At 68.4% G+C, this 11,648-nt stretch carries 9 protein-coding genes; 1 reads left to right on the plus strand and 8 read right to left on the minus strand.

Annotation, left to right across the window (positions count from 1 at the left end):
* Positions 1-9 precede the first annotated feature (9 nt).
* The 8 genes from OIE53_RS18550 to OIE53_RS18585 all read right to left on the minus strand — a co-directional run bounded on the left by OIE53_RS18550 (position 10) and on the right by OIE53_RS18585 (position 10,084).
* A complete protein-coding gene (locus OIE53_RS18550; protein ID WP_327022801.1) occupies positions 10-1,290 on the minus strand; it encodes an ABC transporter permease in 1,281 nt (426 codons plus the stop codon).
* Positions 1,291-1,293: 3 nt separating this feature from the next.
* Positions 1,294-2,616: an ABC transporter permease gene (locus tag OIE53_RS18555; protein WP_327022802.1), complete on the minus strand. Its 1,323-nt coding sequence runs from the start codon at positions 2,614-2,616 to the stop codon at positions 1,294-1,296.
* Entirely contained in the window at positions 2,613-4,328 is a 1,716-nt protein-coding gene (locus OIE53_RS18560; protein WP_327027274.1) for an ABC transporter ATP-binding protein, read from the minus strand. The genes OIE53_RS18555 and OIE53_RS18560 overlap by 4 nt, the downstream gene beginning before the upstream one ends.
* A 162-nt stretch (positions 4,329-4,490) precedes the next feature.
* A complete protein-coding gene (locus OIE53_RS18565) occupies positions 4,491-5,555 on the minus strand; it encodes a BMP family lipoprotein (RefSeq protein ID WP_327022803.1) in 1,065 nt (354 codons plus the stop codon).
* An 826-nt stretch (positions 5,556-6,381) separates the two neighbouring features.
* The gene (locus tag OIE53_RS18570; protein ID WP_327022804.1) at positions 6,382-6,723 is read right to left on the minus strand and encodes a hypothetical protein; all 342 of its coding nucleotides are present in this window, start codon (positions 6,721-6,723) and stop codon (positions 6,382-6,384) included.
* Positions 6,724-6,770: 47 nt separating this feature from the next.
* Positions 6,771-7,625 (minus strand): sugar ABC transporter permease, encoded by an 855-nt coding sequence (locus OIE53_RS18575; protein WP_327022805.1) that lies wholly within the window; start codon positions 7,623-7,625, stop codon positions 6,771-6,773.
* Positions 7,625-8,641: a carbohydrate ABC transporter permease gene (locus OIE53_RS18580; RefSeq protein WP_327022806.1), complete on the minus strand. Its 1,017-nt coding sequence runs from the start codon at positions 8,639-8,641 to the stop codon at positions 7,625-7,627. The genes OIE53_RS18575 and OIE53_RS18580 overlap by 1 nt, the downstream gene beginning before the upstream one ends.
* Before the next feature lie 141 nt (positions 8,642-8,782).
* Complete coding sequence (locus tag OIE53_RS18585) at positions 8,783-10,084, minus strand: extracellular solute-binding protein (protein ID WP_327022807.1); 1,302 nt, start codon at positions 10,082-10,084, stop codon at positions 8,783-8,785.
* A gap of 331 nt (positions 10,085-10,415) precedes the next feature.
* Between OIE53_RS18585 and OIE53_RS18590 the strand changes: the two genes are divergently transcribed.
* Positions 10,416-11,495 (plus strand): LacI family DNA-binding transcriptional regulator, encoded by a 1,080-nt coding sequence (locus OIE53_RS18590; protein WP_327022808.1) that lies wholly within the window; start codon positions 10,416-10,418, stop codon positions 11,493-11,495.
* The last annotated feature ends 153 nt before the right edge of the window (positions 11,496-11,648 follow it).

The following is an 11,648-nucleotide window of genomic DNA, read 5'->3' on the forward strand; positions in this document are numbered from 1 at the left end:
CTCCCTGGCTCAGCCCTTGATGTACGGCTTACCGTCCGCGGCCGGTGCCCGCACCCGGCCGACCAGTCCGGCCACCGCCAGGATGGTCGCAAGGTACGGCAGCATGGCCAGGAACTGGCCGGGGATGATGCTGTTGATCGCGCCCAGGTAGGTGGCCAACTGGTCGGCGAAGCCGAAGAAGAGGGCGGCGAGCAGCGCCCCGGTCGGACTCCACCGGCCGAAGATCAGCGCGGCCAGGGCGATGAAGCCCTTGCCGCCGATCATGTTCTTGGTGAACGAGTAGAGCGCCAGGGTGTACGAGGCACCGCCGATGCCGGCGATCGCCCCGGCCAGGATCACGTTGCGGTAGCGCAGCCCGAGCACCTTCACGCCGAGGGTGTCCGCCGCCGTCGGGTGCTCACCGACCGAACGGGTCCGCAGCCCCCACCGGGTACGGAACAGCGCGATGTGGATGACGAGCACCAGCAGCAGGGCGAGGTAGAGGAAGATGTTGCCCCGGAACAGCGCCGGGCCCAGCAGCGGGATGTCCGACAGCAGCGGGATCTCCCAGTTGCTGAACCGGGGGGCGCTGTTGTAGCGCTCCGAGTTGGTCTGCATCAGCCGCTCGTAGAGGAAGCCGGTGATGCCGAGCGCCAGCAGGTTCAGCACGATGCCCATGACCACCTGGTCGACCAGGTATTTGATGGAGAAGACGGCCAGCAGCAGCGAGATGAAGGAGCCGCCGATCGCGGCGGCGACCAGACCGACCCAGACGTTGCCGCTGATGCTGCCGAACAGCGCGCCGCTGAACGCCCCCATCAGCAACTGCCCCTCGATGGCCACGTTCACCACGCCGGACCGCTCGCAGAGCACCCCGGCCAGCGCGCCGAAGATCAGCGGCAGGGCCAGCAGGAAGGTGCCCCGCACGATGTTGACCAGGGGCATGAAGTTCTGCCCGGCCGGCGCGGCGGAGACCTGCCAGCACAGGAAGGAGAGCACGAAGGCGACCAGGCCCACCGCGAGCACCGGGAGGAACCAGCGCTTCGGCAGCCGGGTGAGCATCGCCGCACCGGCGGCCAGGGTGATCAGCCCGAAGACGATCGCACCGACCGTGCCGTTGACCTCCAGCGCCGCTCCGGCGGCGTCCTCGCTGAGGGTGAAGCGGGCCTGCTCGCCGGTGGCCAGGGCACCGAACAGCACCGTGGCCAGCAGGCCGAGCGCCAGCAGCACCACGCCGACCTTGCGGGTACGGGTCCAGAATCCCTCGTCGACCGAGGCGACCGCGACGTCGGGAACAGCCATGGTGGACATGCCTCACCAGCCCTTCGCGAGGCTCGTCTGGAGCCGGGCGGCGCGGGCGGCCCGGAGCTGGAAGATCGCCTTCACCAGGGCGGGGGCGGCGATGAAGATGACGATCAGCGCCTGAAGCACGGTGACGAGTTCCAGCGAGATCCCGGAGTACGACTGCATCCGGTTGCCGCCGGCCTGCAGTGCGCCGAACAGCAGCGCGGCCATTGCGACGCCCCACGGCTTCACCCGGCCGAGCAGGGCGATCAGGATGCCGTCGAAGCCGATCTGGGCGATCACCAGGGGGGTCAGCGCGGCGGCCGTGGTGCCGAGCACCATCTGCGAACCGCCGAGCCCGGCGAGGATCCCGGCGAAGACCATGACCAGGACGTACGTGCGGGTGACGCTGATGCCGGCGGTCCGGGCCGCATCCGGGTTGGCCCCCACCGCTCGCAGTTCGAAGCCGAGGGTGGAGCGGTTGAGCAGCCAGGCGACCGCCCAGGTGGCCAGCACCGCCAGGAAGATGCCGGCGTGCGCCCGCAGCGGCTCGCCGAAGAGGCGGGGCAGTTGGGCGGAGGCGTCCACCGGCCGGCTGATCGCGTCGGTGCGGTTCGGGTCCTGCACCCCGTTCTGCAGGATCAGCCAGGTCAGGAAGTAGACCGCGATGTAGTTGAGCATGATCGTATTGATCACCTCGTGGGCGCCGGTTCGCGCCTTGAGGATGCCCGGGATGAAGCCCCAGATGGCGCCGCCGAGCGCGCCGGCGAGCACCGCGACCAGCAGGTGCAACCCGGGCGGCAGCGGCAGCAGGAAGCCGGCCAGGGCGGCCAGCACGACGCCCATGACGGCCTGCCCCTGGGCCCCGATGTTGAACAGGCCGCCCCGGAAGGCGAGCGCCACCGACAGGCCGGTGAAGACCAGGGGGGCGGTGTACGTGAGGGTCTCCGAGATCGGATGCAACGCGGCGGTGAGGGTGGTCGCTCCCGGATCGAAGACGGAGCCCTTGAACAGGTTCGCGTACGCCTCACTGACCAGGGTCCAACTGGAGTTGATCGCGTCCGAGGGGCGGGCCGTGATGTAGGCGTAGGTGGCCAGCACGTCCGGATCGGAGATGATCATCAGGATGGCGCCGACGACCATCGCCAGCACCAGCGACAGCACGGTCACCGTGAAGGTGTTGGCGGCCCACAGGTTCTCCAGGAACAGCCGTCCCAGGGTGGGCCGCGGCTCCGGGCTGGTCGGCGTGGTGGCGGCCTCGGCCTGCTCGGTGTTGTCGAGCGCGCTGTGGGCGGCCTGCTCCGGGCTCGCCGGCTCCTTGTCCGGGGAGCCGGGCTGAAGGTTGTCGGTCATGCCTTCTCGTCCTCGTTGCCTGGCCCCTCGGGACCGGAAGCCACCTCGTCCGTGGTCGCCGTGACGTCGCGGTCGGTGGTCGCGGTGACGCCCCCGCCGGAGACCGTGTCGGCATCGGTGGTCGCGTCCCGGCCGTCGGCGACCGGGTCGGCCCCGGGTGCTTCACCCTCGGTGCCGGGCATGATGCCGGCCATCAGCAGGCCGATCTCCTCGCGTGGGGTGTCCGGGCCGACGATGCCGATGACCCGGCCGCGATACATCACCGCGATCCGGTCGGCCAGCCCGATCACCTCGTCGAGTTCGCTGGAGACCACCAGCACGGCGGTGCCGATGTCCCGCTCGCGGATGATCCGGCTGTGGATGAACTCGATCGAGCCCACGTCCACCCCCCGGGTGGGCTGGGCGGCGATGAAGAGCTTCAGGGGCCGGGACAGTTCCCGGGCCACGATCACCTTCTGCTGGTTGCCGCCGGAGAGGGTGCCGACCGGCGCCTGGGCAGACGAGGTACGGACGTCGAACTGCTCGATTCGCTCCTTGGCCGACCTGGCGATCGCCTCCGGCTTGATCGACAGACCCCGGCCGAACGGGGGCCGGTCGTAGATGTCCAGGACCAGGTTCTCCGCCACGGAGAACTCCTTGACCAGACCGTCCACGCTGCGGTCCTCGGGGACGTAGCCGACGCCCGCCCGCAACACCTTCTTGGTCGACCAGCCGTCGACGCGCTTCCCGTCGAGGCTCACCGTGCCGGCGAGCACCGGACGCAAGCCCATGATCGCCTCGACCAGTTCGGTCTGACCGTTGCCCTGCACTCCCGCGATGCCGAGCACCTCGCCTGCGCGTACCGTCAGGTCGACACCGTCCACCGCGCGGATCTGCCGGTCGTCGTCGACGACCAGGCCGGCGACCTCCAGGACCGGCTCACCGGCGGTGGCCGGGGCCTTGTCCACGGTTAGTCGGACGGTACGGCCGACCATCAGGGCGGCCAGCTCGTCGCGGCTGGCCTGCGGGGAGGCCGTGCCCACGGTCCTGCCGCGCCGGATCACGGTGATCCGGTCGGCGATCGCCTTCACCTCGCCGAGCTTGTGGGTGATGAAGACGATCGACTTGCCGGCGGCCTTGAGCGACCGCATCACGGCGAGCAGTTCCTCGGTCTCCTGCGGGGTTAGCACCGCGGTCGGCTCGTCGAGGATGAGCAGGTCCACGTCGCGGGTCAGCGCCTTGACGATCTCCACCCGCTGCTGCACACCCACCGGCAGGTCCTCGATCACCGCGTCCGGGTCGACCCGCAGGTTGTACCGCTCGGACACCTCGGCGACCTCGCGCCGGGCCCGGCGCCGGTCCAGGAAACCGGCGATGCCACCGCGCACCTGCTCGGCACCGAGCATGACGTTCTCGGTGACGGTGAAGACCGGTACGAGCATGAAGTGCTGGTGCACCATGCCGATGCCGGCCGCGATGGCGTCGGAGGGGCCGCGCAGCTTCAACGGCTTGCCGTCGACCAGAATCTCGCCCTCGTCCGGCTGGTAGAGCCCGTAGAGCACGTTCATCAGGGTCGACTTGCCGGCACCGTTCTCGCCGAGCAGGGCGTGAATCTCTCCAGGCTCCACCGTCAGATCGATGTGGTCGTTGGCGACCAGATCACCGAACCGCTTGGTGATGCCGCGCAGTTCGAGTCTCAGCGCAACCTCCTGGAGTGCGAAGCGATGGTGCAGCGTAGCCGCTGACGACCGGGGTGTGACGCCGACCCGGACCGGGGTGCGCCACCGGCCGCCCCGGCAGCGGGGGTTACCCGCCGCGGGGCGGCCGGATCATGCTGTGGCTCGGCTGGCCGCCCGCCTGCGGTGATCGTCCCATCGCAGGCAGGCGACCAAGGGTCACTTCGGCTGGGCGGCCGACTCGACCTTGACGGTGCCGGCGACGATGTCCGCCTTCAGCTTCTCGACCTCGGCCTTGAGCTCGGCCGGGACCTTGCTGTCGAACTCGTGGAACGGGGCGATCGAGACGCCGTTGTTGGCCAGGGTGCCGACGAAGCCCTCCTCGGCGTTGAGCTTCTCGCCACCGGCGGCCTTGAGCACGGCGTCCTTGACGGCGTCCGGCATGTTCTTCACCACGGTGGTCAGGATCGCCGCGCAGTTCTGGGTGCTCTCGCAGCCGTCGACGTCCACCCAGATGGCGGTGTACTTGCCGCCCGAGGCCTGGGCCGCGGCGGTGGTGCCGAGGCCGGCGCCACCGGCGACCGGCATGATGATGTCCGCGCCCTGGGCGACCAGCGCGTCGCTGACCTTCTTGCCGTCGTCCTGCTTCTCGAAGGTGTTGGCGAAGGAGCCGTTCTGGGTCGCCTTGTTCCAACCGAGGGCCTGGACGTTGGCGCCCTTGGCCTTGTTGTAGTGGGCGACGCCGTCGACGAAGCCGTCCATGAAGATGGTCACCGGCGGGATCTTGACGCCGCCGTAGGTGCCCACCTTGCCGCTCTCACTCATGCCCGCGGCTACGTAGCCGGCGAGGAAGGCGGCCTGCGCGGTGTCGAACTCCATCGGGAAGACGTTGGTCACGCCCGGGTTGGCGTCGACGATGCCGAACTGCTGGTCCGGGTTCGCCTCGGCGATCTTCTTGGTGGCGTCGCCCATCAGACCGCCGACGGCCAGGATGAAGTTGCAGTCCTGGTTGACGTACTGGGTGAGGTTCGGCTCGTAGTCCGCCTCGGCCTTGGAGGCCACGTACTTGATCTCGATGTTGCTGTTCGCGGCCTTGGCGGCCTCGAGGCCCTTCCAGGCCGAGGTGTTGAACGACTTGTCGTCGATGCCGCCGACGTCGGTGACCATGCAGGCGCTGAACTTCTCGCCGCCGGAACCGGCGTTGTTCTCCTCATCCGGAGCCTCGCCACAAGCGGCGGCGCTCAGTACGAGCCCACCCGCCGCGATGACCGAGGCAATCCGCATCCCACGCACCGAGCGCAAGACGTCTCCCTTCCCATTGCACACCGCGTGGTTGCGGTGGCTGCCCTTGAACCGGCCTGCGCTGTGCTGCCGGCATCCCACGTTACGGACGCAGAGCGTACGCCCACGCCCGCCTACCCAACGACAATCGTGCAGGACTGTTGGAGCCCCGTTACCCAGGCGTAATTCTCGGGTGGGGAACATCACGGGTTCGGCGGTCTCCGTCGGAGGTCTACAACGCGCGACAGTCGCGGACCCCTGATTCGGGCAGTTGACTGGTCGGTGGGATACAGGGCGTGCGGATGAGCCGGACGGCAGTCGGCTTCCAGGGGAATCGTCCCTGGTAGAAGCGGGTATGAACCGGTCGGCGACCCCAGCGGACAACTCCGGCCCACCACCGGTCGCCCCGGCGTGGCCCCGGCGACCGCTAACGACGAATCGGAGATAATTCCCCTGCCGCCCATTGAAGGGTATGTCGCGATATCGGGGCTGCGACGCCGGGTTCGAGGCTATCGACGTACGCTTACCGGTCTGCGCGTAGCGCCAATTATCGCTGGATGTGTCCCGCCCAAATGCGGAATTCGACTATTTGCGAAGCGGGCATTCACCGCCGCTCTCACCCCGACCGGGTTCACCGGGCCGGCACAAGCGCCGCCGACCGGGCGCGAGGCCCCATCCGGCACAAAATCCCAGGCCACACCGGCAGGTACTGCCGCACGGCAAGGGACACCATCGGGCGGTCGGGGTCCGGGCCGCCCTCGGGAATGAGTGATGCGAAGTCAAATGGGATCGGTCGGCCGACCCCTGGGGCCGGCCGACCGATTTTCGATCAGCGCCAGAAGACCGCCACTGCCGCGTTGACCAGAGTCAGTGCCACGATGGCGAGAAAATGACCACGGTTGACGTCGGCCCGCTTGCGGGAGAAGAAGACCATCACGAAGATCGCCAGAGAGATCAGGAACTTGACGACGAGCTTCGCCGGATCCGGCTCGTCACCGTCGCGCAGCGGGGCCGCCAGGCCGGTGCCGCTCAGCAGCTGGATCACCGCGCCCCAGAGCATGGCCGCGTTGATCCGGAGCTTGCCGCTGATGTATTGCGCGATCGCACCACCCAGCAACAGCGCGAACCCGATGAGGTGGATGTAGAGGAGGATGAGTCGGAGTGCTTCCATCCACCTATCCTGCCCTATCAACGACGGTTCGTAGTAGAGCCACCTGGTCAGCCCTTCGTCCCACCGGCCGTCAGGCCGGACACCAGGTGCTTCTGGGCGAAGAAGAAGACCAGCCCGGCCGGGACGGTCACCAGGACGGCGGCGGCCGTCAGGTACTCCCACTGCGGGTTGAACTGCGGCACGAACTGCTGCAACCCGTACGCCAGGGTGAACTTGTCGTCGGTCTGGATGAAGGCCGAGGCGTACGCCACCTCACCCCAGGCGGTGAGGAAGGTGTAGAAGGCGGTGACCGCCACGGCCGGACGGGCCAGCGGCAGCACCACCTTCCAGAAGGTGGCGAAGGGCCCGCAGCCGTCCAGGGCCGCCGCCTCGTCCAGGGAGGTGGGGATGGAGTCGAAATAGCCCTTCAACATCCAGGCGCAGAAGGGCACCGCGATGGTCAGGTACGCGATGATCAACGCCGGCATGGTGTTGATCAGGCCCAACCGGGCCAGGATCGTGTAGATCGGCACGATCAGGATGGCCACCGGGAACATCTGGGTTACCAGGAAGACCAGCATCAGCGGACGGCGGCCCGGGAAGTTGAACCGGGACACCGCGTAACCGGTGGTGGCCGACAGGAAGATGCCGATGGTCATGGTGAAGGCGGCGACGATCACCGAGTTGAGGAACCAGCGCGGGAAGTTCGTCTCGGTCAACACGTAGCTGTAGTTGGCCAGGGTGGTGTCCCGGAACAGGGTCAACTCGCTGCTCTGGATGGCGTACCCGGGCTTGAGGGAGGAGAGCAGCACCCAGGCGATCGGGCCGATCGCGATCAGCGAGGCCAGGATCAGGGTGCCGTGCAGCAGTACGGACATCGCCGGGCTCCGCCGGCTGCGACCCGGACGAACGACCTTGCCCATCACCACACCTCGCCTTGCTTGCGCAGCACCCGCCGGTAGAACACCGAGAACACCAGCAGGATCGACAGGATCAGTACCCCGTACGTCGAGGCCAGGGAGTAGTTGCGGATGCCCTCGAAGGCGGCCCGGTAGGCACCGGTCACCAGGATCTCGCTCTGTCCGGCCGGTTGTCCCTCGGTGACCAGGAAGATGATCGGGAACATGTTGAAGGTCCAGATGGTGCCGAGCAGCACCACGGTCATGCTGACCGGACGCAGCCCGGGCAGGGTGATGTTGCGGAATCGCTGCCAGGCCGAGGCCCCGTCGATCTCGGCCGCCTCGTAGAGCTCGCTGGGGATGGTCTGCATCCCGCCGAGCAGGGCGACTATCATGAAGGGCACCCCCAGCCAGACGTTGGTGACGATGGCGGTGAGCAGGGCGGTCCACCGGTCGGCGAACCAGGAGACCGGATCGATGCCGAGGGCGGTAAGCAGCGCGTTGGCCAGGCCGAAGCGCTCGTTGAAGATAAACTTCCAGGCGAAGGCGCTGACGAAGGCCGGCACCGCCCAGGGCAGCACCAGCAGCACCCGGTAGAGCGAGCGGGCCCGCATCGGGCGGTTGAGCATGGTGGCCAGGCCAAGCCCCAGACCGAAGTGGCAGGCCACACAGACGAAGGTCCAGATCAGGGTGACGCCGGTCCACTGCCAGAACTCGCCGACCTCACCGGTGAGCACCCGCACGTAGTTGTCCAGGCCGACGAACTCCCACTTGTTGGGGTTGTCGGTGCAGACCTCGCCGCCGGTGATCGACTTGGTGCAGATCTCGGCGACCTGGTTGGCCTCGGTGAGGTTGGTGAAGGAGAGCCAGATCCCGCGGAACAGCGGGTAGAAGATCAGTACCGCCAGGACGATGACGACGGGCAGCACCATCGCCCAGGCGTACCAGTGCTTCTCCCAGCTGCGGCGCAGCCGGGAGGGACGAGCGGGTCGGCCGGGCGGCGTCGTGGGCGGCGCCGGGTCGGCTGTCACGGTGGTCATCCAGCTGCGCTCCAGAGCAGAGGGTTCGGCCGGATCGGCGGCCGTGCCGGTCGCCGATCCGCTGCCGGGTGCCGAAGGGTCACCGGCGCATCACCGGTGGGCGGGGCGGGCCCGAGAGACCCCGGGCCCGCCGAGGGTGGATCAGAGTCCGTAGCCGGGTACGACCTCGGCCTTGTACTTCTTGGCGACGTTGTCCAGCGCGGCCTTGGGGTCCTTGTTCTGGATCAGGACCTCGGTGGCCATCTGGTCGAGGGGGCCGAAGAACTGGCCGGCCTCGGGGATCCAGGGGCGACCCACGGCGGCCTCGTTGACGGCCTGGAAGGCGGCCACGACGGGGTTGTTCTTGACCGCGTCCACCTGGTACGCCGAGGTGCGGGTGGGCAGCACGCCGAGCTTCTCCGACAGGAAGGCCTGCGACTCGGCGGAGGCCATGAACTTCACGAAGGCGACGGCGGCGTCGATCTTCTCCGGTGGCATGCCGGACCAGATCACGTAGTTGTGGCCACCGACCGGGCCACCGGCGCGGGCGGAGCCGGCCGGCACCGGGGCGATGCCCAGGTTCTCCAGGCCGCCGAAGTCCGGCGCCGAGGAGACGTTGTTGACCTCCCACGGCCCGTTGATGATCATGGCGACCTTCTGCTCCTTGAACAGGGTCATCATGGTGCCGTAGGCGTCGTTGGCGGAGGGCTTGGCGGCGGCCCCGCTGTCGATCAGGTCCTTGGCGATCTTCAGCCCGGCGGCGTTCTGCTCCGAGTTGATGGTGATCTTCTTGGCCTCGGCGTCGACCAGGTCGCCCCCCTCGCCGTACATGAAGGGCAGCATGAAGTAGCCGGCCGGGTTGAGGTACACGCCCTCGGCGTCGGTTGAGTCCTTGATGGTCTGCGCGGCGGACTTCAGCTCGGCCCAGGTCTTCGGCGGTGCGCTGATGCCGGCCTTGCTGAGCAGGTCCTTGTTGTACATCAGCGCGAGGCTGTCGGTGACCTGCGGGACCCCGTAGGTCTTGCCGTCGTACTTGTTGGAGGCCAGCGGGGTCGCCAGGAAGTCGTCGGCGTCGCTGAGCAGCTCCGAGCCGTCGAGGGCGTAGAGGTAGCCGAGGGAGGCGAACTCGGGCACCCAGGCCACCTCGGCCCGCAGGATGTCCGGGGCCCCGGTCTTGGCCTGGGCGGCGGTCTTGAACTTGTTCTGGGCCTCACCGAACGGGACCGACTGGTAGTTGATCTTCACGTTCGGGTAGGTCTGGTTGAACTTGGCGATCAACTCCTTGAACGCCGGGCCCTCGTTCTGCGGGTCCGAGGTGTCCCACCAGGTCAGTTCCGCGGTGAGGGCGGCGGGGTCGGCCTTGGGCTGCTCCTCGGCCGCCTTGTCCTCGCTGCCGCACGCGGCGACGGTGAGGGCGAGACTGGCGGAGGCGAGTACGGCGATCCCCCTGGCTGTGCGACGCATGTTCGCTCCTAAGTTGCCTGCCGGGTAACGGCGGGGACAGTAGCAAGAGTTTTCGTAACTCGAAACCCCTTGCGAACACGGCTGCAACAACCGTGCCCCATCCGCAACCCGACCAGCCGACAAGCCGTCGCCAGTCGGGGCATTTCAGTACGCGGATGATTGACCGATCAAGCAGTCCCGATCACCTTGGGCGAACGGAAGTTAGCTGTACGTCCCACTGGGCGACCGGAGGAGGGCGCGCGATGGCGGCCTTTTCCAGCGGCCGCTGCTCGATTATGCAAGTTCTTGCCGCCTACTGCGCAAGAAGTTGGCCGTAAGCTACAGTGCCGCCATGCGCGCTCGTTTGTCCGACATCGCTCAACAGGCCGACGTCAGCGAGGCCACGGTGTCGCGGGTGCTCAACGACCGCCCCGGCGTGGCCCCCGAGACCCGGCAGGCCGTCCTCACCGCCCTGGACGTGCTCGGCTACGAACGCCCCGCCCGGCTACGCAAGCGCAGCGCCGGGCTGGTCGGCCTGGTGGTGCCGGAGCTGGACAACCCGATCTTCCCCGCCTTCGCCCAGATCATCGAGTCGGCGCTGGCACCCACCGGCTACACCCCGGTGCTGTGCACCCAGACCCCCGGCGGGGTCCGCGAGGACGAGTACGTCGAGATGCTGCTGGATCGGCAGGTCTCCGGCATCGTCTTCGTCTCCGGCCTGCACGCCGACACCGCGGCCGACCACGACCGGTACCGGACCCTGATCGCCCGGCCACTGCCCATCGTCATGATCAACGGGTACGCACCCGGCATCGCCGCACCCTTCGTCTCGTGTGACGACCGGGAGGCCGCTGAGCTGGCGGTGGCCCATCTGGTGGCCCTGGGCCACCGGCGGATCGGCCTGATCACCGGGCCGGACCGGTTCGTGCCGGTGCAACGCAAGGTGAACGGATACAAGGCGGCGATGCAGCGCCTGGTCGGGGTCGAGGACGACGAGTTGGCCGAGCTGACCGAGCTGTCCCTGTTCGGGGTGGAGGGTGGCGAGGCGGCAGCCGGGCGACTGATCGAACGCGGCGCCACCGGCATCGTCTGCGGTTCCGACCTGATGGCCCTCGGCGCGATCCGGGCCGCCCGCCAGCGGGGCCTCTCCGTACCCGGTGACCTCTCCGTGGTCGGCTACGACGACTCACCGCTGATGGCCTTCACCGACCCGCCGCTGACCACCATGCGCCAGCCGGTCGCCGCGATGGCGGTGGCTGCGGTGCGGGCGCTGGTAGACGAGATCAACGGGCACGGCGCCCCGCACTCGGAGTACCTTTTCCGGCCCGAACTGGTGGTCCGCGGCTCGACCGCGGTGGCCCGGGCGGACACCACCCCCGCCCAGGGTGGCCCGCCGCGCCCGACCCCGCCGGCGTTGCCGGTCCCGGCGTGACACCCACCGCCTTCCACTGACCCTCGGTCATTTCTTGCGCAAGGTCTGCTTGACTCTTGCAAGGGCCGCCCGGCATTCTTCTCAGACACCCGTGCGTCCCACCGTTGCCACGCCGGGTGCCGCCGTCCCGCGCCACAGAACGGGGAACACCCG

This window comes from Micromonospora sp. NBC_01739, from assembly GCF_035920385.1.
GTDB lineage: Bacteria > Actinomycetota > Actinomycetes > Mycobacteriales > Micromonosporaceae > Micromonospora.

Bases quoted from the DNA above. Each gene is read 5' to 3' on its own strand.
- OIE53_RS18550 (WP_327022801.1), bottom strand. From the start codon at position 1,290: ATGTCCACCATGGCTGTTCCCGACGTCGCGGTCGCCTCGGTCGACGAG.
- OIE53_RS18555 (WP_327022802.1), bottom strand. From the start codon at position 2,616: ATGACCGACAACCTTCAGCCCGGCTCCCCGGACAAGGAGCCGGCGAGC.
- OIE53_RS18565 (WP_327022803.1), bottom strand. From the start codon at position 5,555: ATGCGGATTGCCTCGGTCATCGCGGCGGGTGGGCTCGTACTGAGCGCC.
- OIE53_RS18570 (WP_327022804.1), bottom strand. From the start codon at position 6,723: ATGGAAGCACTCCGACTCATCCTCCTCTACATCCACCTCATCGGGTTC.
- OIE53_RS18575 (WP_327022805.1), bottom strand. From the start codon at position 7,625: ATGGGCAAGGTCGTTCGTCCGGGTCGCAGCCGGCGGAGCCCGGCGATG.
- OIE53_RS18580 (WP_327022806.1), bottom strand. From the start codon at position 8,641: ATGACCACCGTGACAGCCGACCCGGCGCCGCCCACGACGCCGCCCGGC.
- OIE53_RS18585 (WP_327022807.1), bottom strand. From the start codon at position 10,084: ATGCGTCGCACAGCCAGGGGGATCGCCGTACTCGCCTCCGCCAGTCTC.
- OIE53_RS18590 (WP_327022808.1), top strand. From the start codon at position 10,416: ATGCGCGCTCGTTTGTCCGACATCGCTCAACAGGCCGACGTCAGCGAG.